At 40.2% G+C, this 25,845-nt stretch carries 23 protein-coding genes; 18 read left to right on the forward strand and 5 right to left on the reverse strand.

Annotated elements, in window-relative coordinates; all coding sequences use genetic code 11:
* Nucleotides 1-12 precede the first annotated feature (12 nt).
* From EO121_RS04510 to EO121_RS08865, 8 genes are all read left to right on the forward strand, one after another.
* Nucleotides 13-2,037 (forward strand): DHH family phosphoesterase, encoded by a 2,025-nt coding sequence (locus EO121_RS04510; protein ID WP_127166356.1) that lies wholly within the window; start codon nt 13-15, stop codon nt 2,035-2,037.
* Nucleotides 2,034-2,480, forward strand: a complete 447-nt coding sequence (rplI, locus tag EO121_RS04515; protein WP_127069106.1) for a 50S ribosomal protein L9 — start codon at nt 2,034-2,036, stop codon at nt 2,478-2,480. The genes EO121_RS04510 and rplI overlap by 4 nt, the downstream gene beginning before the upstream one ends.
* Nucleotides 2,481-2,545: 65 nt before the next feature.
* Entirely contained in the window at nt 2,546-3,898 is a 1,353-nt protein-coding gene (gene dnaB, locus EO121_RS04520; RefSeq protein WP_127069107.1) for a replicative DNA helicase, read from the forward strand.
* Between the two features lie 16 nt (nt 3,899-3,914).
* Nucleotides 3,915-5,072: a M48 family metalloprotease gene (locus tag EO121_RS04525; RefSeq protein ID WP_127166358.1), complete on the forward strand. Its 1,158-nt coding sequence runs from the start codon at nt 3,915-3,917 to the stop codon at nt 5,070-5,072.
* Between the two features lie 414 nt (nt 5,073-5,486).
* Nucleotides 5,487-6,608 carry an Ldh family oxidoreductase gene (locus tag EO121_RS04530; protein ID WP_127166360.1) on the forward strand — a complete coding sequence of 374 codons (1,122 nt, stop codon included), beginning with the start codon at nt 5,487-5,489 and terminating at the stop codon, nt 6,606-6,608.
* Between the two features lie 216 nt (nt 6,609-6,824).
* On the forward strand, nt 6,825-8,459 hold the full coding sequence (locus EO121_RS04535) for an L-lactate permease (protein WP_370447209.1): 1,635 nt from the start codon (nt 6,825-6,827) through the stop codon (nt 8,457-8,459).
* A gap of 317 nt (nt 8,460-8,776) precedes the next feature.
* Nucleotides 8,777-9,439, forward strand: coding sequence for a PepSY domain-containing protein (locus tag EO121_RS04540; RefSeq protein WP_127166364.1), 663 nt, complete (start codon nt 8,777-8,779; stop codon nt 9,437-9,439).
* Nucleotides 9,440-9,847: 408 nt separating this feature from the next.
* On the forward strand, nt 9,848-9,928 hold the full coding sequence (locus EO121_RS08865) for a putative holin-like toxin (protein WP_370447211.1): 81 nt from the start codon (nt 9,848-9,850) through the stop codon (nt 9,926-9,928).
* 171 nt (nt 9,929-10,099) lie between these two features.
* Here the strand turns inward: EO121_RS08865 and EO121_RS04545 are convergent, their stop codons facing one another.
* The 3 genes from EO121_RS04545 to EO121_RS04555 are packed head-to-tail and all read right to left on the reverse strand — an operon-like array spanning nt 10,100 to nt 11,825.
* Nucleotides 10,100-10,330, reverse strand: coding sequence for a hypothetical protein (locus tag EO121_RS04545; RefSeq protein ID WP_127166366.1), 231 nt, complete (start codon nt 10,328-10,330; stop codon nt 10,100-10,102).
* Complete coding sequence (locus tag EO121_RS04550; protein ID WP_127166368.1) at nt 10,327-11,043, reverse strand: metallophosphoesterase; 717 nt, start codon at nt 11,041-11,043, stop codon at nt 10,327-10,329. Before EO121_RS04550 ends, EO121_RS04545 begins: the two co-directional genes overlap by 4 nt.
* Nucleotides 11,043-11,825, reverse strand: coding sequence for a DUF4931 domain-containing protein (locus EO121_RS04555; protein ID WP_126939488.1), 783 nt, complete (start codon nt 11,823-11,825; stop codon nt 11,043-11,045). The genes EO121_RS04550 and EO121_RS04555 overlap by 1 nt, the downstream gene beginning before the upstream one ends.
* Before the next feature lie 89 nt (nt 11,826-11,914).
* Here EO121_RS04555 and EO121_RS04560 point away from each other — a divergent pair, with 89 nt between their 5' ends.
* The 7 genes from EO121_RS04560 (at nt 11,915) to EO121_RS04590 (ending at nt 18,528) form a co-directional block, all read left to right on the forward strand.
* A complete protein-coding gene (locus tag EO121_RS04560; RefSeq protein ID WP_126939489.1) occupies nt 11,915-12,442 on the forward strand; it encodes an 8-oxo-dGTP diphosphatase in 528 nt (175 codons plus the stop codon).
* On the forward strand, nt 12,439-13,581 hold the full coding sequence (gene mutY, locus EO121_RS04565; RefSeq protein WP_127166370.1) for an A/G-specific adenine glycosylase: 1,143 nt from the start codon (nt 12,439-12,441) through the stop codon (nt 13,579-13,581). Before EO121_RS04560 ends, mutY begins: the two co-directional genes overlap by 4 nt.
* A gap of 22 nt (nt 13,582-13,603) precedes the next feature.
* The gene (locus tag EO121_RS04570) at nt 13,604-14,779 is read left to right on the forward strand and encodes a metallophosphoesterase (protein ID WP_127166372.1); all 1,176 of its coding nucleotides are present in this window, start codon (nt 13,604-13,606) and stop codon (nt 14,777-14,779) included.
* Nucleotides 14,780-15,138: 359 nt separating this feature from the next.
* Nucleotides 15,139-16,080 (forward strand): metal ABC transporter solute-binding protein, Zn/Mn family, encoded by a 942-nt coding sequence (locus tag EO121_RS04575; protein WP_127166374.1) that lies wholly within the window; start codon nt 15,139-15,141, stop codon nt 16,078-16,080.
* Entirely contained in the window at nt 16,077-16,826 is a 750-nt protein-coding gene (locus tag EO121_RS04580; protein WP_127166376.1) for a metal ABC transporter ATP-binding protein, read from the forward strand. Before EO121_RS04575 ends, EO121_RS04580 begins: the two co-directional genes overlap by 4 nt.
* An 8-nt stretch (nt 16,827-16,834) precedes the next feature.
* Entirely contained in the window at nt 16,835-17,683 is an 849-nt protein-coding gene (locus tag EO121_RS04585) for a metal ABC transporter permease (protein ID WP_127166378.1), read from the forward strand.
* A complete protein-coding gene (locus tag EO121_RS04590; RefSeq protein WP_127166380.1) occupies nt 17,680-18,528 on the forward strand; it encodes a metal ABC transporter permease in 849 nt (282 codons plus the stop codon). The genes EO121_RS04585 and EO121_RS04590 overlap by 4 nt, the downstream gene beginning before the upstream one ends.
* 192 nt (nt 18,529-18,720) lie before the next feature.
* Here EO121_RS04590 and EO121_RS04595 read toward each other — a convergent pair whose 3' ends face one another.
* Nucleotides 18,721-20,805: an OPT family oligopeptide transporter gene (locus EO121_RS04595; RefSeq protein WP_127166382.1), complete on the reverse strand. Its 2,085-nt coding sequence runs from the start codon at nt 20,803-20,805 to the stop codon at nt 18,721-18,723.
* Between the two features lie 196 nt (nt 20,806-21,001).
* On the opposite strand from EO121_RS04595, the gene EO121_RS04600 reads away from it, so the two are divergent.
* Nucleotides 21,002-21,781 carry a hypothetical protein gene (locus tag EO121_RS04600; RefSeq protein WP_127166384.1) on the forward strand — a complete coding sequence of 260 codons (780 nt, stop codon included), beginning with the start codon at nt 21,002-21,004 and terminating at the stop codon, nt 21,779-21,781.
* 244 nt (nt 21,782-22,025) lie between these two features.
* On the opposite strand, the gene EO121_RS04605 is transcribed toward EO121_RS04600, so the two are convergent.
* Nucleotides 22,026-22,841: a transglycosylase domain-containing protein gene (locus EO121_RS04605; protein WP_127166386.1), complete on the reverse strand. Its 816-nt coding sequence runs from the start codon at nt 22,839-22,841 to the stop codon at nt 22,026-22,028.
* 360 nt (nt 22,842-23,201) lie between these two features.
* On the opposite strand from EO121_RS04605, the gene EO121_RS04610 reads away from it, so the two are divergent.
* Both EO121_RS04610 and argH read left to right on the forward strand, forming a co-directional pair.
* On the forward strand, nt 23,202-24,416 hold the full coding sequence (locus tag EO121_RS04610) for an argininosuccinate synthase (RefSeq protein ID WP_127166388.1): 1,215 nt from the start codon (nt 23,202-23,204) through the stop codon (nt 24,414-24,416).
* Nucleotides 24,416-25,837 carry an argininosuccinate lyase gene (argH, locus tag EO121_RS04615; RefSeq protein ID WP_127161044.1) on the forward strand — a complete coding sequence of 474 codons (1,422 nt, stop codon included), beginning with the start codon at nt 24,416-24,418 and terminating at the stop codon, nt 25,835-25,837. Before EO121_RS04610 ends, argH begins: the two co-directional genes overlap by 1 nt.
* Nucleotides 25,838-25,845: the final 8 nt, after the last annotated feature.

Below are 25,845 nucleotides of genomic sequence, written 5' to 3' on the forward strand. Positions count from 1 at the left end.
AGAGGAGGTAGTATGGATATACAAACTGAATACAGTTCTATTGAAATTACTGCTGCCGTTCTTATTCTTATCTTATTAGGTATTATTTTCTATTTGAATTGGCAACTAGCCATGTTGGCTTGTATAGTGGTAATTGCTGCGTATTTGTACGTGGGACGTACCATTCGAAGAGGTCGACATTTTAGAAAAGCTCAATTTGACTGTATGGCAAAAGGGATTACACAGGCATCGACCTTTGCGCTACAAAACTTGCCAGTAGGTATTGTGATCATTGATGAACATAATGTGATCTGCTGGAGCAATAGCGTATTTAGAGATTGGCTACCAAGGGATTCCGATAAAACAATGAAATTAAGTGGATTTATTCCTACTTTGCGTATTGATAAATATTGGGGCAAGTCGGGATTCTTTCACGAAGAAATTGATGGTAAATATTACCGTGTATTATACAAAACGTTGGTAGCTCCGAAGTCGAATTATTCTGATGTTAATAGCGATGAACTAGAATCGTATATGGCATTTTATTTCGATGACATAACAGATATCGAAGTGGAGAAACAAAAAGCGATTTCTATGCTGCCAGCTCTTGGGTTCATTGCTATGGATAATATTGAAGATTTACGTTCTGGATTGAGCGATATTGAATATACGCAATTGTGGTCTGATATGAATCGATTGATTGTGACGGAAATCGATCAACATGATGGTTTTATTCGCAATGCTACGGAAGATACGTATACCTTCAGTATTAGTAAAGCAGCTATGTTGCAGATGATGGAGTCGAAGTTTAGCATATTAGATAAAATTCGGGCCTTAACTACATCGAAACATATACCTCCAACCATCAGTATGGGTATTGCTTTGACAGAAGATACGGTAAAAGTACAAGGAGAAAAGGCAAAAGCAGCCTTAGAAATCGCCTTAGGACGTGGTGGTGACCAAGTTTGCGTATACCATGGTGAAGAAGTGAAATTCTTTGGTGGAAAATCATCAGGAAATGAAAAGAATACTCGTGTCCGTGCTAGGGTCGTATCTCACGCATTGCATGAAATTATGCTGGATTCTGATCGTGTTCTCGTCATGGGTCATGACCGAGAAGATTATGATAGCATTGGTGCCTCCGTAGGGGTAGCAGCGATGGCAAGAGCCCTTAATAAACCAGTGCATATTGCCTTGAGTTCACATCCTACAGCAGTTCGTAAATTAGTAGAAGTACTGGTAGAACATCCAGATTTTCAAGGTCTAATTATTGATGAAGAAGAAGCTACACAGTTTGTAACAGATAATACTGTGGTCATCGTGACCGATGTGCATCGTTCTGAGATGGTGGCAGCTCCATTAGCTTTGAAAAAGGCAAATCGTCGTATTGTGATCGACCATCATAGACGAGGCTCAGATTTTATTGAATCGCCATTATTAACGTATTTAGAGCCTTCTACATCGTCTACGAGCGAACTGGTAACAGAGTTAATTCAATATTTCCCAGAACATGTAGAGATTAAGCATATTGAAGCTAGTGGTTTATATGCAGGTATCGTAGTGGATACAAAAAACTTTGTGGTCCAAACAGGGGCACGTACCTTTGAAGCCGCCTCTTTCTTGCGCCGATCAGGTGCAGATGTATCCTTAGTACGACATTTATTTATGGATAGTTTTGAAGGGATGCGTATACGCTCTGCTATGCTAGCATCGGCAGAAGAAGTAGCAAATATGGCTTTTACAGAGGCACCACAGGATGCGAAGAATGCCACTGTGATTGCAGCACAAACAGGAGATAAATTGATTACCCTTGAGGGGATTGAAGCTAGTTTTGTATTCTATGTACTGCCAGATGGTGGTATTGGGGTCAGCGCTAGGTCGCAAGGTAAATTGAATGTACAATTAATTATGGAAACTGTCGGTGGCGGAGGTCATCGTACTGTGGCGGGTGCTCAAATTTACAATATGTCTATGAAAGAAGCACGCCAATGGGTGACTGAAGTAGCCGTATCCCATATGACAGAATTACAAAGAGAAGTTAAGGAGGAATTATCATGAAAGTAATTTTATTAGAAGATGTAAAAAAAGTTGGTAAACGTGGTGAAATCGTGGAAGTTTCTGAAGCTTATGGTCGCAATGTATTGATTAAAAAAGGCGTAGGTCTTGAGGGTACACCACAAAACTTGAACAATGCAAAACAAAAATTAGGTGCTCAAGCACATAAAAAACAAGTGGACTCTGATGAAGCTACTGTATTGGCTAGCCAATTATCAAAAGTATCCGTTACAATCCCAGTAAAAATGGGAGATGGTGGCCGTGTATTCGGTTCTGTAACGGGTAAAGATATTTCTGATGCATTGCAAGCGCAAGTAAAAGTTGATGTGGATAAAAAGAAAATTGACTTAAAAGAGCCAATCAAAACATTGGGTACTCATGAAGTGTTAGTTCGAGTGCATCCAGAAATTACAGCTAAGATTACTGTAGAAGTAGTTGCAGGTTAATAGAAAGAGGGGCTAGGCCCCTCTTTTTTGTACAAATAGGTGTAGTTGTGTATAGGGAGAATAGTATGTCAGGACGAATACCACCGCACAGTATAGAGGCAGAACGAGCCGTACTAGGAGCGATTTTACTTAATAAAGATGCCTTTGATGCAGTCAGCTCTATTGTAAAAGCAGAAGATTTCTATAGCGATAATCATCGTGTCATTTATGAAGCACTCGTAAGCATTGTAGGGAAAAATCAGCGTGCAGACTATGTATTATTATCTGAAGAGTTGAAAAAGTCTCAGAAGTTAGAGGCCGTAGGGGGCATTCTGTACCTTACGAATTTGACCACAGATATTGTAGATGCGTACAACGTAGAAGATCATGCGAAAATTGTGAGAGATAAAGCTCATTTGCGTAAACTAATCCATGTAGCGAATGCGGTGGAATCTATGGCCTATCGCGAAGAAGAAGAGACAGAAGATATCGTCAATCGAGCAGAACAAATGGTTCTCGATGTGAGTGGCACCACAAAAGGAGAATCTTCTTTTAGCGCTATGCGAGATGTGGTATATGAAACCATTGATCGCATCAATGAATTACAACGGCATAAGGGGATACTGACTGGCGTATCTACGGGATTTAAAGACTTAGATAACTTAACTAGTGGCTTACAAAAGTCGGATTTAATTTTAGTAGCAGCCCGTCCTTCTATGGGGAAAACTGCATTCACATTGAACATTGCACAAAATGTAGCTATGAAATCGAAGAAAAATGTAGCCTTTTTCTCTCTAGAAATGTCTAAGACACAACTGGTAGCCCGTGTGTTGGCAGCGGTAGCTGGAATTAACTCCGGTCGCATCCGAAATGGTCAGCTTAGCCAAGAAGACTGGGGAAAAGCCATTAATGCTTTGAATGATTTAGCAGAAGCACCTTTATATATCGATGATACTTCAGGTTTGACGCCGCAATTAATGAAGAAAAAATTACGTCGTTTAATTCAAGAACATGGTGAGCTAGGACTTGTGGTAGTGGACTATATTCAGCTCATGGAAAATGGCGGTAAAAAAATGGCGGATAATCGTCAACAAGAGGTATCTGCGATTTCTCGACAATTAAAAATTATGGCGCGAGAATTTAATGTGCCGTTGATTGCCTTGTCGCAGTTAAGTCGTGGTGTGGAAAGCCGGGCAGATAAGACTCCGATGCTAAGCGATTTACGTGAATCTGGCTCTCTAGAACAAGATGCGGATATCGTTGCTTTCTTGAACCGTGAAAACTATCAAGATACAGAAGATACTAGTGATGGTGTAGAAACACAAGTTATCATCCGTAAGCATCGTAATGGTGAGTTAGGAATTGTAAAATTATGGTTTGAAGGGGCATACACGAGATTTAGAGATTTGGCATATCGCGAAGATGATCCTGGTATGTAATGAGAGGAGAGAGACAATGAAACAGACTTGGAAACGTATGCTGTGTGCAGCAGTGTTAACTATGGGGATTGCATCTACAGGAATATTTACAGTAGAAGCTCATGGATTGTGGGAGACTCTTGGTAAAAGTGTATTAGGAGGCATTTCTGTGCATCAACATTTGAGTGACCTAGACAATACAGAGCAAGGTCAACAAGAGATGCTGGAAAAAACAAAAGACCGTACAGGTGTGTATGATAATTATGCTTATCAAATGCGGGCGAAGCATATTGTGGATGAACTTTCAAAATCACCTCATGTGAAACGCAGTTATGTGGTGTACGTTAACCCAGATGAAGATTTCAATGCCTTCATGACCTTTGGACGTGTTATGTCTATTAACAAAGGGGCTATGGATTTGCTAGATGATGATGCGCTGGCCTATGTTATTGGTCATGAATTGAGCCATGGAGAGCACAAAGATCTAGTGAATGGAGCTAAGAAAAGCAGTATTTTGTCTACAGTAATTGGGGCAGCTACGTTTAACTCTGGAGATTTAGGTCAAATTGCGGCGGGACTTACTGGAAAATATTTAGATAGTCAAGTGTTCACTATGTCTCAAGAGAAACATGCTGATGAATTAGGTTTTAGCATCTTAGCAGATTCTTCATATAATGTAGGCGGTGCCGCCCTTGCCATGGAAGTGATTAAAAATAAATATGGCGACACCTACCGTGAGGGATTTGGTAAAATTTTAAATCCTAACGACCATCCAAAAACATCGCAACGGGTATTGGACAATTTGCAACGCTTATACGTGTACTCTGAAAATCATGTGAAAGTAGAACAACAAACAGTATTTATCAATGGTAAGCCTGTCTATGAAGGCACGGCAAAAGGTAATTATACGGCGCCAATGCGAGCTTACTTAGTGGCTGGTAAATTGGCTAGATTGTATCACGATCATGCCATTGGCGGTGCCCGTGTAGATGGATCTACCGTAGCGATTGGAACGACTAATATTGTGACTATGCCAAATTATGATGCAGCGTTTAATATTGCCAAAGAAATGAATGCAGCTATTAGTGATGAATCTGGCGTTGTAGTGGATAAAAAAACAGATAAAAAGAATAAGAAAGATAAAAAAGATAAAAAGGATAAAAAGGATAAAAAGGATAAAAAAGAATCAAAATAGTGAAAATAATAAGGATACATACAACTAACCGTTATAGTAGACTATACAACATCTCCGCATTATCGATGGATATCGATAGAGAAGAACGATAAATATAGATATTCTTTTATGGAATTCGATATAGAAGCATAGGAAAATGAAGTTATGATGAAGAAGGAAGATGAGGTATAACTAAAAGTAATGATTGGTTTACCCTCTGAAATAGCTACTTTTTAAGAAAAATATTAATAAAAACAATTAATTTATCTCTTAACTATGCATATATGATAAGGTTAAAATGCTGATAAATAGGGGATTTCTATTCCATGTGGTGTACATGTGTGCTATAATTTACGTATCAAGAGTCGTGACCACCTATAGAGGAGTACAGGCGATGTCACACATATTTTTTAGTTAGGGAAAGAGGTTTTAACGATGGGAAATTTTGTTTACATCCAAGAAGAAAAACTTAACGCATTCTGTCAAGACGCATTTGAAGGATTTGGCTTCAGTCCTGAAGAAGCTAGCATCATTAAAGACGTATTGATGATGTCCGACATGTACGGTATCCAATCCCATGGTATGCAACGTGTAGTTCGTTACCACAAAGGTATTGAAAAAGGTCTTATCGACATTAAAGCAAAACCAGAAGTAGTATTCGAAACTCCAGTATCCGCAGTTGTTGAAGGTCATGACGCAATGGGTCAATTAGTTGGTCATTTCGCTATGGAATTAGCAATTAAAAAAGCTAAAGAATCTGGTATCGGTATCGTATCTGCTCGTAACTCTAACCACTATGGTATCGCTGGTTACTATGCTGATCTTGCTTTAAAAGAAGGTTTAATCGGTTTCTCTTGCACTAACTCTGAAGCAATCATGGTTCCAACATTTGCTCGTAAAGCAATGCTTGGTTCCAACCCAATCGCTTTCACAATGCCAGCTGAACCATACAACTTCTTCTTCGACGCATCTACTACAGTAGTAACTCGTGGTAAATTAGAAATGTACAACAAATTGGGTAAAGAATTACCTAACGGTTGGGCATTAAATAAAGACGGTAAAGCATCTCAAGATGCTGGCGAAGTATTGGGCAATATCTCTGACCACGTTGGTGGCGGTATCATGCCTTTAGGTGGCAACACTGAACAATTAGGTTCCCACAAAGGTTATGGCTACGGTATGCTTTGCGAAATCTTCGCATCTATCTTCTCTCAAGGTGGTACATCCAATAAATGTATGACTGGTGGCCGTTCCAATATTTGTCATGGTTTCATGGCTATTAACCCAGCTATCTTCGGTAACCCAGAAGACGTTAAAAAACACTTCTCCACATTCTTACAAGAACTTCGTGAAGCTCCTAAAGCTGAAGGTGCTGAACGCATCTACACTCATGGTGAAAAAGAAGCAGAAGCTATCGAAGTTTGCCGTAAAGAAGGTATTCCAGTTATCGATAAAACTGTGGCAGAATTGTTCGACGTATGTAACTTGTTGAAATTGGATCCTAAAAAATACTTCGGCGACTATGAACCACCTAAAGCAGTTGCTTCCAACTACTAATTAGAAGTCAGTAGCTGACAATTACAAATCTTTATCGATGCAGAATTAGTAGTTTTGTATCCCTAAGGAATACTTCTTAGAGACTGGTAACAGTCAATATCTTAGAACATATGAGAGAGGGAATCTGTAGATTTCCTCTCTTATTGTTTATACACCACTGTACGTATGCTAGAATTTGAATTACAGTGATTCACACTATAGAAAGGGATTGTTAATATGGATATATTTTTAGCAGTCTTGCCGATCCTATGGCTTATCGTAGCATTGGCAGTATTAAAAATGCCTGCATGGAAAGCATGTTTGGCAGCAGCAATTGGTACATATATTTTAGCTGTATTCTACTATGGAGAAAATGCATATATTATGTACACAGGAGCTATGGAAGGTGTAGCTCTTGCAGTTTGGCCAATTCTTTTGGTTATTACAGCAGCAATTTTTACATATCAATTAGTAGTTCATACAAAAGCTATGGAAACTATTAAAGTTATGTTATCTTCCGTAACTAGTGATATGCGTATCTTAGCCGTATTGTTAGCATGGGGCTTTGGTGCTTTCATGGAAGGTATGGCAGGTTTCGGTACAGCCGTTGCGATTCCAGCAGCGATGATGGTAGCAGTAGGATTTGATCCATTGAAATCCATCTTGGCTTGTTTAGTAGCAAACTCCGTACCAACTACATTTGGCTCTATTGCGATTCCAACAACAACATTGGCATCTTTGACTGGTCTACAACCAGCTGAATTGGGTACATTCATTGCAGTGCAATTATTCTTCTTAAACGTAATTACTCCATTCTTCATCGTAGGCATCATTGCGGGCGGTGTGAAAGCAATTAAAGGTGTATTCGTACAAACTTTATTAGCTGGTTTAGCATTGGCGATTCCTGAATTATTGATTAGCATGTATGCAGGTGGTCCTGAGTTAGCCGTTATGGGTTCTTCTATTGTAATCATGGGTGTCATAATTGCTATCGCAAAATTAATGCCTGTTAATGATCCAGAATACAAAGTTGAAACTGGCGCTGCACGTACAGTATCTGCTAAAGAAGGTTTAATTGCAGCATCTCCATTCATTTTGATTTTCATCTTGTTAATTGGTACATCTAAATTGGTGCCAGCTGTATATAATGCTTTGATGGTATTTAAAACATCTGTACCTATCCATGCTGGTGTAAATGCAAAACCTTACACATTCGTATGGATTGCAACACCTGGTATCATGATTTTCATTTCCGCTTTAATTGGTGGTTTTATCCAAAAAGCAGGTCTTGGAACTCAAAAACAAGTATTAACTAATACTTTCAAAACTTTGAAATTAACATATGTAACAATCATTTCTGTAGTAGTAACTGCAAAATTGATGACATACTCTGGTATGACTGGCATGATTGCGAATGCATTAGTAGCTGCTACCGGTAGTATGTACCCTGCATTTGCTCCTGTAATTGGTGCATTGGGTGCCTTCTTGACAGGTTCTGGTACAAATGCAAACGTATTGTTCGGACCATTGCAAACAGCAGCGGCTCATCAATTGACACCTGGTCATGATACATTAGCATTGTGGTTGGCAGCAACTAACTCTGGTTCCGCTGGTGTTGGTAAAATGTTCTCCCCACAAAGTATTGCGATTGCCATCGGTGCCGTAGGTCCTGCTCTTAACACATTCATCGAAGAACACAAAATCGATGCACAAAAAGCTGATCAATTACGTCATTCCATCGATGCAAGTTCCATCATGGTTCATGTAGCTAAATACTTCTTGTTATACTTAATTATTTCTGGTATTTTTGCTTACTTCGGTCAAGAATTCTTCCCTCAATTGGAAGGTATCTTAACATTAGTTAAACACTAATTACCATCTAGCATACTAAAACAGATAAAGAGACAACATTTCGGTGTTGTCTCTTTTTGTATTTATAGTGTGTATATAATTTGAAATAGTTTTTATAATGATATATCAATATTGCGGCTCTTTGTCAAATGTGAGAATACATGTATGTAACAGGGGGCAAAACTTCATCTAATATTCATCATAACTTCATGGTTGGCTCATTATTTTTTCATAATTGATTCATATTCATAGGATATGATATAAGCAAGTTAGAAATAACGAATATTCCTTAATTAAAAACCAAGACACGATGCATCGGGCACGTGAAGGAGGAAATTATGAAAAAAATGTTTCGTTTAGGAGCTGCTGTGATGGCTCTAGGTGCAGGACTTATGATGGCAAGTGGTGTGGTAAATGCTGCGAAAGTACAAGGTGTTCCTGCGGATCAAATGGCAAAAATTAATTCTTGGAATGGTGTAGGTAGTGTGGTGCCTAGCGTATTACCATTGAGTGATGTAGATTATAAAGGGGTTGTAACAACTTTCAAATCTTTATATCCAGATGCACAAATTGTAGGTATTTCTTATGATGGAAAACATAATCCAATCTATGAAGTAGATGGCATTGCAGATGGCTTAAAAATTGAAATGCACATCCGTGAAAATGGAGACATTTTGAATACAGAAGTAAAACCAATGAAACCTGGTAAACATGCGAAACAACATGGTTCCATGATGTATGGTCAAGCTATGAAAGGCAGCCATAGTATGTCTAAAGCCTTTGATGTGAATGATATTATCATGCCAGAAGTAGCAGAAACAAAAGCCCAAGAAAAAGTGGGTGGCACATTTGAAGCGATGGATTGGTCCGTAGAAAAAAATCATGGTCGTTTAGTCTATGAATTAGATATGATCGATGGCAGTGGTAAAGAAGCTGAAGTCAAAGTAGATGCAATGACTGGTGAAGTTATCAATGTAAAAGCAAAAACTAGCAAATATTAATTCTAGCAAAATTCTCCTTAAAACTCCCTTACTATATAAATACAAATAACACAAACATAACACAAAAACAAAAAATACCCTTACTATAAAACGTCACTGGCTTCGTTATGAAACTAGTGGCGTTTCTTTTACTAGCAAAGGGAAGAGCACGACACATTCCTCCACAAACTGATACTACGTTAGGTTTGCTCCGGAACATGTCGTGCTCTTCTAGTATTGCTTTATTTAGACCAAAAAAGGAACGCCACTAGTGTTCTACACGCAACTGCGTTCCTTAGGGATTTTTGTTAATACGTATTTTAATTACACATCAACGATATGTAAAAAATATGCTATACTATAAATATAGAAGAACTATCAACGTGAGTTGGGTTTATCTCTTCCTAATCATTGGGAGGAGGTGATACTATGACACTATTCGAAATTTTTAGTTTACTAATACAATTTGGAATGTTAGTTATAGCATTTTTAACTTACTTAAATATGTAAGTGAAAAGCCTAACGCATAAGGTCTTGCCACCTTAACACGTTAGGCTTTATCACTGTTTATATCCTTTGAGATGAGCCTAACGCCTAAGACACGTTGATGGCTCTTCTTTTCTTGTGTATAGTATAGCATAGTTTTCGGCTTAATACTACTTATTTTTATTCTCTATCGCTCTAAAATGACCGCTTCCCTAGGTTTGGGTGCTTACACGGTTTTAATGTATATCGATCGATGATACGGCACGCTTCTTCTAGGGTTAGGTCTTCTTTTGTGGGCCCTTGTTCAAAGATGCAACGAGGATCGCTGGAGCCAACTTCTCCGGCTGGTAGGTATAGGTATTCTTCGTTATGAGGGTCACCAAAGATGTACCCTGCTTGTAAGTGTTCTTTGTGGATACGGCTCATGGTATCTCCTTCATCATAAAATTAGCGGCGTCCGCTGAGACTAAGTGTAATTGTGTGTGTCCCCAATGGGACGGCACTTTTAGGAATGATGTTTTATCGTGTAAATGACCAAATATGCAGTGATCTATATGGTACTGTTCTAATAGGTCTGTAAATCCATTGGCATGATTTTCCAATGTAGGTGGATAATGTAGTAAAAGTATGCGTGTTACCTGAGTAGGGTTATCGCCACTTTCATTGATGGCAGTTTCCATCGCTTCCAGAGCGGTCTTAGTGCGCATTAATTCCCGCTCGTAGATGTGGCGGTCATCTTCTTCTTTAAAGAAAGGATCTTGGGGATAGATATACCCTTTGGTGCCACCGAAGGCAATCCCGTTAAGATAGAGACCTCTACCTTGCAAGAAAGTGATGCGCCCTTCCATAAGGGTATTCATTTTTTGCAGGCTCGTCCACCAGTAATCGTGATTACCGCGAATCATAAATTTTTGGCCTGGTAAATCAGAGATAGCATCTAAGTCCACTTGTGCATCGCTGAGTCGCATAGCCCAAGACATATCCCCGACTAGAAAGACTAGGTCATCAGGCCTTATATGTTCTCGCCAGTGTGCTTGGATACGTTCCCAGTGGTTATCCCAGTGTGGACCAAATATGGTCATAGGTTTTGTTGGTGGTTGCCCAGATAGGTGTAAATCGCCAATGGCAAAAACTTTCATTAAACCTCCAAAGGATTGTGTAAATATGGCTGTATGTGACGGATAACCTCTAAAGCTCGTGTTTCGTGGCATACTTGGGGAATCCCATAGCCAATAACTAAAGGCGATGTTATATAGCGAGGCACGATTTTGAGGTAGTGAAAGCCGTCATTTATATCATAGAAAAATAGATTATAAGATTTCGTATATTTAGAGAAACCTTCTAATATATACCGTAAGGTACGTTGTAAGTAGTTAGCTAGTATAGATGTATCTAATTGTGGATCAAATCGCATATTAAATTCAAAGAATCCATGGATAGGACGATTGGATAAGGTCACGCGCAGCTTATCCTGTTCATAGATAAGCCATCCATCAAAATGTTCTCTGTCAATATCTTGACGATAATCATAGTCCTCTAGGCCGATGATTTGGCTATGCGGATGATAGATAGATCCGCCAGACATGGGGCCATAGTTTTTAAAGAATAAGACCGATGTAAAACGAGGGTTGGCTTTTACTTCTTCCCATTTGGTTCGACCAAACTCTAAAATGTGGACCGCATCTGAAAAGGACAATTTAGAATATTCTGTGTGCACATGGGGTGGCGTTTCAATGATAACAGTAGGCCATGTGCGTTCTAATACAGGGTATTTATTCATGAGCCAAATGATAGATCCAGATGTATCTAGTATATCGGTTAATTGCGAGGGTTCGCAAAATGGGCAGTGCCCGTCGCGATTATGCATGCTGTCGGGTTTTGTTTGTCCTAAAGCAATATCAAAAATTAATGGTTTTTTCATGGTTCACCTCACTAGTACTATAGTATCATAGGGGATGATGTTTATGAAAGTGTGAAACATGATATAATAAAAAAAGAATAGGAGGAATTATGAGACCTACAACATTATGTTTTCCAAAACGGGAAGATTTATTTTTATTGGGACGAAAAAAACGTGGCTTTGGAGCCGGTTATTATAATGGATTTGGTGGTAAAATTGAGGACGGTGAAAGTTTCCGTGCCTGCGCAGTGCGTGAAGTGTTTGAGGAAGTCTCTTTGCTAGTGAAGCAAGAAGACTTACAGGCGGTGGCGATCTTGGACTTTCAGTTTCCTTATTCACCAGAGTTGAGCCATATTAGTTATGTATATATAGTGGAACAATTTCAAGGCATTCCTTTGGAATCGGAAGAGATGGAGCCTCATTGGTTTACGTTGGAGAACACTCCCTTTGATCATATGTGGGCTGGTGATGAAGAGTGGATTCCACGGATTTGGCGTGGCGAGAAGTTGAAAGGTGTTATTACTTTCAAAGAAGATAATAGTACGATAGAATCCATGCAATTTGCAATTGTAGAAGAGGTGCTAGAAAGCGACGATGTAGACCGTGTGACGGCTTGGATATATGAGGGCATGAAGTGAAACAAGTAGAACAGCAAAGCCAAGTGGCATGGACGAAACATTTGTTAGATTGGTATGATGTGCATAAGCGTGATTTACCTTGGCGTGAAAGTAAAGACCCTTATCGGATTTGGGTGTCGGAAGTGATGTCTCAACAAACTCGAATTGAGGCCATGCGTCCTTATTTTGAAAACTGGGTATTGCAATTTCCAACACTTGAAAGTTTAGCTAGTGCCGAAGAAGATACGGTGGTTAGGGCATGGCAAGGTCTTGGATATTACTCCAGAGCTCGTAATTTACACCAAGGTGTGAAAGAAGTAGTAGAAACCTATGGAGGTCAAGTACCGAGAACACGGAAGGAAATGGAATCCTTAAAAGGTGTAGGCTCCTATACAGCAGGAGCAGTGCTCTCTATTGCGTATAATCTTCGTGAACCTGCCGTAGATGGCAATGTACTTCGCGTGTATGCTCGTCTGTACGATATCCATGAAGATATTCTAGGTACCGTAGGGAAAAAAGCGATTACTACATTGGTAGAAGAGACCATGCCCTACGATCGACCAGGCGACTTTAACGAAGCCCTCATGGACTTTGGTGCATCGATTTGTATTCCTAAAACACCCCGCTGTGAGTCCTGTCCATTAGTACAGGATTGTGCAGCAAAAGCAGCAGGAACAGAGCAACAATTACCTATACGGATTAAGAAAACAAAGGTGCAGTCTGTACAGCTCTACGTAGGGATTGTCCAAACGCTAGAGGGCTACTATGTGCTCCATCGAAGACCTAAAGAGGGATTGCTACAAAATATGTGGGAGTTTCCAAGTATAGAAGGTGGTACAGCAGAGAGCCGCAAAGTAGAATTAGTTGAGGTATTACAATCCATTGGGGTTATAGTCACTATGGAACGACCTATGATAAAGGAAGTGACGCATATTTTTAGTCATCGCAAATGGACTATGAAAGGCTATCGAGGAGAAGCTACAGAGGTAGCAATAGATTCATCGAATACGATTGTGCTGGAAGGCGATGAAGCGGTGCAACAAGCTGTAGCAGAAGGTCAGATTATTCCTCTGAAGGAGGATTGGATTCTCTGTCGTAAAGAGGCCTTTCACGTCTTACCTTGGGCAGGACCTCATGGTAAATTCATTGATCTTTGTTAATCTATACCGAGGAGTGATATAGATGAGAATATATATGTTTATAGGCATCCTAGTACTGGGAATGGCTCTTTTTGGAGCTATGACAGGATACTGGGTAGCTTTTTTTAGAAACGGTTCGAAACGAAAGGGACTAATCTATGGTGGTGTACTGGGGTTAGCCCTTGCCATAGGAACGATTGTTCTACAACGCCTTATGTACAGCATCCATGGTGGCATGGTGATGGATCTAGTGCGACCGGTTCTGATCGAACTGAATGGATTGGTCGTAGCACTATTCGGCACCTTTGCAGTATTGACGATCTTCGGTGTATTCTACGGACTTATGCGTTTAGGGGCTCGCTCTGACAGCGGGGACAGTCCTATCGATGAATCACGGCGGAATTTCTTTAAACGCACTGCTGTGGTGGTACCTGCTGTAGTAGGTGTCACAGGATCAGTAGCGGCCTTTCAAGGGAATGGTGAACTGCAACTATGCAAGATACAATTGGCTTTAAAAGATAGACCAGAGGTGCTGAAAGGATATAAAATTGGACAACTTAGCGATGTTCATATGGGTCCTTTCATCGGTATGGATAAGTTGAAAGAAATGGTGGATGCCGTTGCTAGTGAACACCCGAATCGACTGGTTATCACTGGAGATTTAATCGATGATTTAGGCTATCTTGATGAAGTGGCAGAGTATTTAGATAGCCGTGTACAAGATTTTCCTGATGGCATTGATTACATTTTAGGAAATCACGAATACCGTGTCGATGTAGAGCGTGTGTGGAAGCGGTTACACCAAACGAAGATGCACATGTATCGCAATAGCCATCAACAGATATTAGGAGGACCTCGCCCTGTATACTTAGTGGGCATGGATTACCACTTTAAAGATGATGTGCAAGAGGAAAATGTACGCTTGTTGGACAAAGCTATGAAAGGCATGCCCGACAATGCCTATCCTATTTTGTTGGCGCACCATCCGAACTATATTCCTGAAGCATTTCGTAGACATATCCCATTAACCTTATCTGGACATACCCATGGTGGACAGATCAATCTGTGGGGGATGAACCTAGTGCCAGTGTACAAGCCCTATTGGAAAGGACTGTACGAAGAGCAAGGATTATTTGCCTATGTAAGCCGAGGGTCGGGACATTGGTTCCCAGTGCGGTTGAACTGTGCTAGAGAAGTGACGGTGTTTACGATTTTGTAAGTGAAAAAGCAGAACCCCCACAGCGGCAACTGTGGGGGTTCTTTGTTTCAATGGATTTGATTAACTTTTGTACCTGTAGTATATCACAAAAAAATATATTGTCATCTCAAAGTGGACTTTTTTGGGCACACATAGGACATGTTTAATGATATATTATAGAGTAAACAATATCCATTATCATAAATATAAATGATAATATAGGTAATAGCTAATTCTTTCGATCTTTGAAAGATATAATTAAAAATTTATATTGAGAAATAGTATCAGTTGTGATATAGTATAGCTAAGTAAGACTCATGGAATTTTTAATTTAGGGATAGTACGGGACATCCCACATGTTTAGTAAGGGAGGAAAGACCATGAAAGAATTTAAATTATGGCGGTTGTTCATTGTGTTTGCCGTTTGTATTATGGCTATTGCAGGCTGTGGAAAACAAGCGGATACGGTACAAGATGGTAAGCCATTACAAGTGGTAACTACTACAACAATGATTACAGATTTAGTACAAAAAATTGGTGGTGACCATGTAACAGTACAAGGGTTGATGGGTGCTGGGGTAGACCCACATTTGTATCAAGCTAGTGCGGGTGATGTATCTACTTTACAAAAAGGCGATGTAATCTTCTTGAATGGTATCCATTTAGAAGGTAAAATGGGCCAAGTATTCCAAGAATTAAAAAAATCCAACAAAACAGTAGTGGAAGTGTCTAAAGATATGGATCCATCCACATTGTTAGCCTTTGAAGAAGAAGGTCCAGATGCAAAAGATCCTCATATTTGGTTCGATGTACAAAACTGGAAATTAGCTGCAAAAGTGGTAAAAGACACATTGGTAGCGAAAGACCCTAAACATGAAAAAGATTATGTGGCTAATTACGAAGCATATATGAAAGAATTAGATGCAGCAGATCAATATATTAAAGATAGAACGAAAGAAATTCCTGAACAATCTCGTGTATTAGTTACAGCGCATGATGCATTCCATTACTTTGCTCGTGCTTATGGCTTTGAAGTAAAAGGTTTGCAAGGTGTGAGCACAGCTACAGAAGCGGGTACAAAAGATATGAACGACTTAGTACAATTTATTGTAGATCACAAAATCAAAGCTATCTTCGTAGAATCTTCTGTTCCTCATAAAACAATCGAAGCTGTACAAGAAGCATGTAAAGCTAAAGGTTGGGACGTAGCTATCGGCGGTGAATTATACTCCGACTCCTTAGGTTCTCCTAACACAGAAGGCGGCACTTACATTGGCATGGTCAAAGCCAATATTGATACCATTGTAGGAGCTCTTAAATGATGAGTGACAGCAAGTGTATTTTGAAAGTAGATCATCTTTCAGTCGCCTATGATGATACGGTGGTGCTGAAAGATGTATCCTTTCAGATTGAACAAGGAACGATGACGGCCATAGTTGGTCCTAATGGTGCTGGCAAATCAACCTTGGTGAAAGCCATGTTAGGGCTTGTGCCATTAGTAGAAGGAACGATTGAGTTAACATTAGATACTAAAACAGTTTCTGCTTATGGAGGCGCGAAAACAAATAATATTTATAACCATATTGCTTACGTACCACAAACTTCAGCAGTAGATTGGGATTACCCGATTACTGTATTTGAGGTGGTATTAATGGGCACCTACCGCAGACTGGGGTGGTTTAAACGACCAGGGAAACGTGAACGAGATGAGGCGACAAAAGCCTTGCAAACGGTAGGCATGTTAGACTATGCACAGCGATCTATCTCACAATTGTCAGGAGGTCAGCAACAGCGTGTATTCCTAGCCCGTGCTTTGGTGGAGAACCAAGAGGTGTACTTGCTAGATGAACCTTTTAAAGGCATTGATAAGACCACAGAATCTGTGTTAGTAAAGATTATGAAAGAAATGCAATCAGCAGGTAAAACCTTGCTCATTGTGCATCATAATTTACAGACTTTAGAAACGTATTTTGATCAAGTTCTCTGCGTCAACCGCAGATTGGTGGGCATGGGACCAGTTCGAGATATAGTAGGTTCCCATATCCTAGATGAGACATATTCATACTAGGAGGCACCATGGAATTATTACAACAATATACATTTCAAATCGTAGCACTGGGGACGGTGATGCTAGGCTTGGTATGTGGCGTCATAGGAACTTTTGCAGTCTTGCGCCAAGAAAGTTTACTAGGCGATGGCGTAGCCCATTCTACACTACCTGGGGTAGTGGCGGGGTTTCTTTTAACAGGCGTGAAAGACACTACAGTACTATTACTAGGTGCCATATGCACGGCCTGTTTGTCAGAATGGATTATGCACAAAACATCCCAAAAAGGAGTTCGTTTTGATGCAGCCTTAGCTACGATTTTAGCGGCCTTCTTTGGATTTGGTACAGTGTTATTAACGCGAGTACAGTCTATGGAAAATGCTGGACAGGCAGGTCTGAATACATTTATCTTTGGTCAAGCTGTAACCATGATGCAAAGTGACATTTGGGTGATGGCCATTTGCGGAACCTGCATTGTAGGTGGGGTTATTATACTTTGGAAAGAATTGAGTCTTACCGTATTTGACCCTATTGAGGCGCAGTTGATGGGTATTCCTGTGTCAAAGGTGCGATTTTTTTACCGTGCCGCATTGGTGGTGACCATTGTTATCGGCATTCGGACAGTAGGGGTTATATTAATTAGCTCCTTATTAATTGGTCCAGCCATGATTGGTCGCCAGTGGACTCACTCCTTACGTACTCTAGTGATCATTGCAGCTATCAGTGGTAGTGTAGTGGCATTTATGGGTACATTTGTGAGCGCCCTATGGGGCAATCTTCCTACGGGTCCTATTATCATCATTGTGATGACTGGTATGATTTTATTAAGTTTAGTATTGGCTAATGGTAAACGCCTCATGAGGAGGTGTTTAGGATGAGTCATATCTTAGAAATATGGGGTATCGCTACAATCACAGGAATTAGTTGTAGCCTCATAGGTACATTTTTGGTGTTACGCCGTTTATCTATGATGGTGGATGCCATAACACATACTGTGTTTTTAGGCATTGTATTAGCCTTTTTGGTGACGAAAGATTTGAACTCCCCTTGGCTCATCATTGGTGCTACTGCCATGGGAGTGGGGACGGTGTATGCCGTCGAGTGGATGCAACGACGTCGGTATATTCGACCAGATGCAGCTATCGGTATCGTATTTCCCTTCTTATTTGCCTTAGCTATTGTGTTAGTTACCTTATTTGGTAAACACATACATCTCGATGTAGATACGGCGATTTTAGGCGATTTAGCCTTTGCTACATTTCAACGCTTTACCATAGATGCTTATGACTTAGGACCTATGTTGTTATGGATTGCTATGTTGGTGTGTCTTATCAATGCAGTATGTATTGCACTCTTTAAGAAAGAATTGATCCTTACCACCTTTGATCCTGTGTGTGCTAAGGTGTATCAAGCGATGCCTATGGCAGTGTCCTATGGACTTATGACATTGACTTCCTTAACGACAGTAGCCTCATTTCAGACGGTAGGTGCGATCTTGGTAACGGGTTGTATGATTGGTCCACCAGCGACGGCATTTATGCTGGCTCGATCTGTGAAAGCCATGTTATTCATCAGTATGATAGTATCTACCATAGCTACGACTATCGGTGTAGCCTTAGCGTTCCTTTGGGATGTATCCATTGGTGGTATGATTGCCACTGTTATAGGTTGTATCTATGGACTTGTATGGATCTATAAATATGGTAGAAACAATGGAAAATAGTAGCATTGTATATGCTAGAAAGAATACATAATGGTAGCATTGTATATGCTAGCATAATACAAATATAAAAGGACTGAAGTAAAATGATGTATTAGAATTTACTTCAGTCCTTTGTTATTTGTGTATTTCTTTAGCGAAATAAAAAGGCTGCAACCATAGGGTTACAGCCTCTTTTGTGATATGTGTAGTGTTTTATTTATTCATGTTTTCGATTGCTTCTGCTTCTGCTTTGTTGAATTTAGAAGCGATTACGATGCGAATTAAGCAAAGTGCAACAAAGATGTATGCTGCAAAGCCTAGCCATTCAGCTGTATCACCATAGGATTTTGCTTCAGTGAAAGCCAATTGAAGTGGAGCTTCGCTACCACCTGTACTTACGGAGAAGGCGATGATACCAGCAATGATAACACCGATGATACTTTCACCAACGATCAAACCGGAAGCGAACAATACGCCACGGCGGTTAGATTGTTCTACGTCAGCATCTGCATAAGCACCAGCACGTTCTTTCGCACGTTTTGTGATGTAACGATTTACGAAGTAACCGATGATGGCACCCATTACAAGAGGCATTTCCAAAGTTGGAGGTAAGTAGATACCCATACCAATTGCAAGTGGTGGCAATGTTAAGGATTTTGTTGTAGATTTTAAAATCAAGTTAACAACGATAGCGGCAATACCAACAAGGATACCGTAGAAGATGTAAGTCCAATCCATATTAGCATTGAAGATACCTTCTGCGATTTGACGCATCAATGTAGCTTGTGGAGCGGACAATGCTTGAGCAGGATCCATTCCTTCACGAGGCATAGCTCCTGTGAAACCGTAGGCATGGTATAACAAGTCAAGTACTGGAGCAATCGCTACGGCACCAGCAAGGGAACCGATTAATAGAGCCACCTGTTGTTTCCAAGGTGTAGCACCAACTAATTGACCAGTTTTTAAGTCTTGTAAGTTATCGTTGGAGATGGCTGCAATGGAGATAACCACGGAAGTCATGAAAATCGCCAAGGCAGTGGAGAATTTTACGCCTTCAGGAGTAGATAATAAGTCATTGGCAGAACCGATGGCAAATACTACTAGAGAAGATACGATGATACCGATGATACCGATACCAGAGATTGGACTTGCGGAAGTACCAATCAAACCAGCCATGTAACCACAAGCAGCAGCTACGAAGAAGCCGATTAACAATGCCACTACAATACCTGCAATCACAAGTGTCCAAGCAAGACCTGCGGACATTGGAAGAGCAGATACGAAAGAGTAGAAGCAAATGATTAAGCCAATAATAATTAATGCAAATACGATAGCGATAGTAGATGGTTTCATATCTGTATCCATACGGTGTGTATCGCGATATTCTGCGCTAGCCGTCATGGATTTGATAGATAATTTGATACCTTCAATAATTGGTTTGATCAATGTCAATAATGTCCAAATGGCAGCTACGCCGATTGTACCAGCACCGATGAAACGAACTTTAGTTTTCCATACAGTGTTAGAGAATTTGATAGCTTCCAAGTTATCTGGATTTGGTAGATGGTTGGTTAAGTATGGTACGAAACCACCCCAAGCAATAATCATACCGATCAAGATTGCGATACCACTGGCAATACCGATTAAGAAGCCGGCACCTAATAAAGCGGAGGAGAAACCAAATGGAATTTGTGTAGCTCCAGCTCCAACAGGGAACCAGAAAGATTTAGATTCGCCAAATACGCGGAAACCTTGTGTGACAAAGCTGATGATACCAGCTAAGGCACCACCGGAAACGATTTCTTTCATACCGCCGGATTGTTTTGTAGTTTCTCCAGGAACAGTAGAACCTACTTTCAAAATTTCAGCAGCAGCGCGACCTTCTGGATATGGTAAGTCACTATTCATAACCATAGCGCGACGTAATGGAATAGTAAATAATACCCCAAGACAGCCACCGCAGGCACATAATAACAATGTTTCCAATAAGTCAAAGTTTTGCCAATACCCGATCATCAATAGACCTGGTAATACGAAGATGACTGCAGATAAGGTACCCGCAGCAGATGCTTGCGTTTGTACCATGTTGTTTTCAAGAACATTGGAATCCTTGAAGAAGCGTAAGATTGCCATAGATATTACAGCAGCCGGAATGGAGGATGAGAACGTCAAACCTACTTTCAGACCTAGGTATACGTTAGATGCTGTGAAGATTAATGTAATAATCGCACCTAGTAACATCCCTCTGACTGTTAATTCCGGCAAGCTAATATCATGACTCATAAAATCATGCTTCATAGTTATACCTCCTTAAAATACACTACTATCTTACTCATTGTATCAGTATTCTCAAGGACTTTCAATAAAAAATATAGTAAATTTTGTATACATACGTCTATTTAGGAAAGTATATTAAAAATTTTCATATACGGTTCATGTAGTTGATGTATATAATAGAGATATAATTATACCCTATGTGATAAGGAGACAGACTATGAGAAGAAAAATATTTGGTGCGGTACTCATGGCCGCTTGTTTACCAATAGCATTGCAGGCAGCAGATATTACGGTGGTGAAAGAAATGCCTATTGCGGTAGGTGAACGTATCTCTACGACGGCATCACCAGAAACCAATCGCATTATTCGCGAGGAAACGATGAAAGCTAGACAAGATAAAAAGCAAATCGTAGCGCCAGCGGCGAAAGCCTTTACAGATCGTTTGCAAGTAACAGTTAAACCAGAGACAGTGAAAGAAAACCATATGGACCTGACATATCCACGAGTGCAATCGGTAAGCCCTTACGTGACAAAATCCATCAATAAGACTATCACGGACTATGTAGAAAAACTTCGTAAGCAAGTGCACAAAACGAATGAAAAAGCAGTAGATGGAGAAAAGCAAAATTTATACATGAGCTATGATATCAAAGCGGACGGAAATGGGATTTTTTCTGTTACCATCACATCCTATACCATTGAAGACAACGCGTCTCATGGTGTGAATGTAGAAAAGGGATTTACGTTTAATACGACGACAGGACGTACGTTGTCCTTAAGTGATTTTGGTGGATTACCACAAGAAACAATTGTAGCAGGATTACAACAGTTACCGAAAGAAGGTAAGAAAGCTATCTATACAGATGTCACAGCAGGTAAGCCAAATAGTTTCTTTGCCCGTGAAAATCATGACATTGTATTGATTTACGATCAAGGTACCATCGCACCTATGTCCAGTGGTAGCATCTACGTACCAGTAGGAAACTTAGGAAGATAAGCGCAAGGTAACAGAACCATGGTATCGTTGTTAGGTATTCCTGTTTGGCGGTAGTCAATAGAAACGATATACTCATAGCTAAAGCTTGTAATACATACTACGAAATAAAATAGAGGAAAGTTGATACGTTTTGTTCAACTTTCCTCTGTTTTTTTGTCCTATGTTGCCATAGATTCTTTTATATGTGGTAATAAGATAAGCGTACTTGTATCATCCAGGTATTAGCATATGTAACCTAGGTAGATTAATCAGTAACTCTGTGTTTCTTCGGAGCATCAAGTCGCTTATAATAGGCTTTATCGATGTCTGCATAGGAGATAATCCCTTGTTGTGCCATTAAGGTTAATACCGTCCGTTGTCGTTGTTTCGTCGCATCTATGTTGCTGACCGGATTAAAGTAGGATGGCGCCTGTGGAATGCCTGCAAGCACAGCAGCTTGACTCAAGTTCAGGTTCTTCGGTTCTGTCTTAAAGTATCCTTCAGAGGCTGCTTTAATACCATAGTAATCGGTACCATAATAAATGGTGTTAAGATACATGGTGATGATTTCATCTTTGCTGTAATAATGCTCCATCAAATAGGCAAGAAATACCTCTTCCACCTTACGAGACATGATACGCTTGGAGGATAAGAATAAATTTTTTACCAATTGTTGGGTGATGGTACTACCACCTTCTACGGTTTGCCCAGCTATGGTATTCGTATACAAGGCACGACCAATGCTAAAGAAATCTACCGCTCCATGCTCATAAAAACGTTTATCTTCCGTAGCCACTAAAGCTTGTTTTACAATAGGGCTAATGTCTTCGCTGCGAACGCGATGCTCTGGTGGCACCCGTTTATCCATGGCCTCCTCTACAGCTTCTTTAAAATGAAAGAGACGTTTGATGCGGTCGATTCTAGAAAGCTGATCTTCCCCTTGTTCTATAGTTTGTTCTTTTATCGTATGTGCTACATGTTGCGTAGTCGTTTTAGCATCCTCTGGGGTATACCCAGCGAACCAATATAAACCACCAGCGGCTAAAGCGAGCACAAGGATGAGTTTAAAAAGTGTTTTCATGGGTTCATCATATCATATCTAGGGGGTATCAACAATAGGGCGAATTCATTATAATAATAGAAACGTTTTATCTGTTAGTATCTATGTATAAAAAGATTGTACTAAGTAACTAGAATGATGTAGAGTTGTGGATTCATTCGGTAATACATATAAATTGAAATTACAGTGTAGTGCTGTAAGAATGAAATGCTATTTGTTATAGGAAATGACTATGAAATGATAGGTGTATAGAATAAAAATGTATATAAAAGAATTTTTATAAAAAATACTTGCATTATTATACAGATGGTTGTATAATACGTTCATAAGATAGAAACAGGTACTGCACAGCAGTCATTTACACAAAGAAAGAGGTCAATTATGAGCAACATTAACAAAGTAGTATTAGCCTACTCCGGCGGTTTAGACACATCTGTTATTATTCCTTGGTTGAAAGAAAACTATGGCGCAGAAGTGATCGCTGTATGCGTGAACTTAGGTCAACCAGAAGATTATGACGCAGTAGAGAAAAAAGCCATCAAGTCTGGTGCTACTAAAGCGTACATCATCGATGCGCAAGAAGAATTTGTATCCGATTACATTTGGCCAGTGGTAAAAGCAGGCGCTGTGTATGAAGGTAAATACTTATTAGGTACTTCCTTTGCAAGACCATTAATTGCGAAAAAATTAGTGGAAATTGCCGCACAAGAAGGAGCGGATGCCATCGCTCATGGTGCCACAGGTAAAGGGAATGACCAAGTGCGTTTTGAATTGACTATTAAAGCACTTTCACCGAACACAAAAATCATCGCGCCATGGCGTGAATGGGAATTGAAATCCCGGGAAGATTGCATGGAATATGCAGCAAAACACGACATTCCAGTAGTGGCCACAAAAAAACACCCGTACTCCATGGACCAAAACGTATGGCATTTATCCCATGAAGGGGGCGATTTAGAAGATCCTAACAACGCACCTAAAAATGATGTATATTTAGTTAGCAAATCTCCAGAAGAAGCGCCAGACGTACCAACTATGGTGACGATCGACTTTAAAGAAGGTGTTCCAGTGGCGGTGAATGGTCAAACCATGTCTCCACTAACTATTTTACAAACTTTGAATGAAATCGGCGCAGCTAACGGCATCGGTATTGTAGATATCGTAGAAAATCGGTTAGTGGGCATGAAATCTCGTGGTGTTTACGAAAATCCTGGCGGAGCTATCATCATGTATGCGCACAGAGAATTAGAATACCTTTGCCTAGATAGAGCCACATACCATTATAAAGAATTGGTGGCTAATAAATACGCAGAATTGGTGTATGACGGCATGTGGTTTGCTCCATTGATGAGCGCCTTGCAAGCCTTCGTGGACAGCACACAACAAACAGTAACAGGTCAAGTCACATTGAAATTGTACAAAGGTAACATCATGAGTGCAGGCTCTACGTCTCCATATTCCTTGTACAACCAAGAATTTGTAACATTTGAAGAAGATGATGTATATAACCAAGCTGATGCAGAAGGTTTCATCAACTTATTCGGATTGCCTTTAACAATCAATGCATTAATGAAAGAGAAAGCAGGTTTAAAATAATGGCGAAACTTTGGGGCGGACGCTTTACCAAAGGGACGGATAAGGCAGTAGAGGACTTCACGTCCTCTATTTCCTTTGACTCCCGTATGTATAAAGAAGATGTGGCAGGCAGTATTGCTCATGCAACGATGCTAGCAGAGCAACACATCATTTCTCAGGAAGATAAAGATGCTATCGTAGCAGGTTTACAGGCTATTGAAAAGCAAATTGATGCAGGGGACTTCGAGTTTTCCGTGGCATTAGAAGACATCCATATGAATATCGAAAAACGCTTAACTGATGCGATTGGTGAAGCGGGTGGACGTCTACATACAGGCCGTAGCCGTAATGACCAAGTGGCAGTGGACTTACATATGTACATCCGCAAGGCCGTAGTGCACATGGGTGAGGAGCTTGTGAACTTGCAACAAGCTTTCTTAGAAGTGGCAGAGAAATACAAAGATGTAATTATCCCTGGTTACACTCATTTACAAAGGGCGCAACCAGTATTATTTAGTCATCACATGATGGCATACTTCTCTATGTTGAGCCGTGACTTCGATAATTTGCCGTTGATCTTTAAACATGCCAATGTGATGCCATTAGGGGCAGGCGCTTTGGCGGGTACTACGTATCCTATCGATCAAAACATGACGAAGGAATTATTGCACTTCGATGCGATTTATGAAAATAGTATGGATGCTGTCAGCGATCGTGACTATGTGCTAGAGTTCCTCAGCTTTGGGGCAAAAGTGATGATGCATTTAAGCCGTTTAAGTGAAGAGTTAATCCTTTGGTCTAGTACAGAATTTGGGTTCATCGAACTAGACGATGCACATTGCACAGGTTCTAGCATTATGCCACAAAAGAAAAATCCAGACGTGTGCGAACTCGTACGTGGTAAAACAGGTCGTATTTACGGTCATTTAATGGGACTTCTTACAACCATGAAAGGCCTACCAATGACGTACAATAAAGATATGCAAGAAGATAAAGAAGGGGTTTTCGATACTATTGATACTTTGCATTTCGCCATCTCGATTACGGCGGATATGTTACGCCATATGAAAGTCAATGGAGACCATACAAAAGCGGTGTTGGACGATGATTTCTCTAACGCTACAGATATGGCGGACTACTTGGCGAAAAAAGGTGTACCGTTCCGTGAAGCCCATGCCATTGTAGGGGCAGCGGTACAACATTGCATTGAAAAAGGTTGTGTGTTGTTAGATTTGTCAGTGGAAGATTTCAAAGCTATTTCACACCACTTTGAAGCGGATATCTTGGATGCCATCACCATCGAAGCCTGCGTAGCAGGTCGCAGCAACTACAGTGGTACAGCACCAGAGTGCGTAGCACGTCAAATCCGTATCGGCAAAGAAGTGCTTTCAGAAGAAATAACGCAAATTGCGAAGTGGAAAGAAAAAATCCGTTTGCAATAAATAGGTTT

Source organism: Veillonella sp. CHU732 (assembly GCF_003992085.1).
GTDB lineage: Bacteria > Bacillota > Negativicutes > Veillonellales > Veillonellaceae > F0422.

Excerpts from the sequence above, each read along its gene's own strand:
- EO121_RS04510 (WP_127166356.1), top strand. The coding sequence starts at position 13 with ATGGATATACAAACTGAATACAGTTCTATTGAAATTACTGCTGCCGTT.
- rplI (WP_127069106.1), top strand. The coding sequence starts at position 2,034 with ATGAAAGTAATTTTATTAGAAGATGTAAAAAAAGTTGGTAAACGTGGT.
- dnaB (WP_127069107.1), top strand. The coding sequence starts at position 2,546 with ATGTCAGGACGAATACCACCGCACAGTATAGAGGCAGAACGAGCCGTA.
- EO121_RS04525 (WP_127166358.1), top strand. The coding sequence starts at position 3,915 with ATGAAACAGACTTGGAAACGTATGCTGTGTGCAGCAGTGTTAACTATG.
- EO121_RS04530 (WP_127166360.1), top strand. The coding sequence starts at position 5,487 with ATGGGAAATTTTGTTTACATCCAAGAAGAAAAACTTAACGCATTCTGT.
- EO121_RS04535 (WP_370447209.1), top strand. The coding sequence starts at position 6,825 with ATGGATATATTTTTAGCAGTCTTGCCGATCCTATGGCTTATCGTAGCA.
- EO121_RS04540 (WP_127166364.1), top strand. The coding sequence starts at position 8,777 with ATGAAAAAAATGTTTCGTTTAGGAGCTGCTGTGATGGCTCTAGGTGCA.
- EO121_RS08865 (WP_370447211.1), top strand. The coding sequence starts at position 9,848 with ATGACACTATTCGAAATTTTTAGTTTACTAATACAATTTGGAATGTTA.
- EO121_RS04545 (WP_127166366.1), bottom strand. The coding sequence starts at position 10,330 with ATGAGCCGTATCCACAAAGAACACTTACAAGCAGGGTACATCTTTGGT.
- EO121_RS04550 (WP_127166368.1), bottom strand. The coding sequence starts at position 11,043 with ATGAAAGTTTTTGCCATTGGCGATTTACACCTATCTGGGCAACCACCA.
- EO121_RS04555 (WP_126939488.1), bottom strand. The coding sequence starts at position 11,825 with ATGAAAAAACCATTAATTTTTGATATTGCTTTAGGACAAACAAAACCC.
- EO121_RS04560 (WP_126939489.1), top strand. The coding sequence starts at position 11,915 with ATGAGACCTACAACATTATGTTTTCCAAAACGGGAAGATTTATTTTTA.
- EO121_RS04570 (WP_127166372.1), top strand. The coding sequence starts at position 13,604 with ATGAGAATATATATGTTTATAGGCATCCTAGTACTGGGAATGGCTCTT.
- EO121_RS04575 (WP_127166374.1), top strand. The coding sequence starts at position 15,139 with ATGAAAGAATTTAAATTATGGCGGTTGTTCATTGTGTTTGCCGTTTGT.
- EO121_RS04580 (WP_127166376.1), top strand. The coding sequence starts at position 16,077 with ATGATGAGTGACAGCAAGTGTATTTTGAAAGTAGATCATCTTTCAGTC.
- EO121_RS04585 (WP_127166378.1), top strand. The coding sequence starts at position 16,835 with ATGGAATTATTACAACAATATACATTTCAAATCGTAGCACTGGGGACG.
- EO121_RS04590 (WP_127166380.1), top strand. The coding sequence starts at position 17,680 with ATGAGTCATATCTTAGAAATATGGGGTATCGCTACAATCACAGGAATT.
- EO121_RS04595 (WP_127166382.1), bottom strand. The coding sequence starts at position 20,805 with ATGAAGCATGATTTTATGAGTCATGATATTAGCTTGCCGGAATTAACA.
- EO121_RS04600 (WP_127166384.1), top strand. The coding sequence starts at position 21,002 with ATGAGAAGAAAAATATTTGGTGCGGTACTCATGGCCGCTTGTTTACCA.
- EO121_RS04605 (WP_127166386.1), bottom strand. The coding sequence starts at position 22,841 with ATGAAAACACTTTTTAAACTCATCCTTGTGCTCGCTTTAGCCGCTGGT.
- EO121_RS04610 (WP_127166388.1), top strand. The coding sequence starts at position 23,202 with ATGAGCAACATTAACAAAGTAGTATTAGCCTACTCCGGCGGTTTAGAC.
- argH (WP_127161044.1), top strand. The coding sequence starts at position 24,416 with ATGGCGAAACTTTGGGGCGGACGCTTTACCAAAGGGACGGATAAGGCA.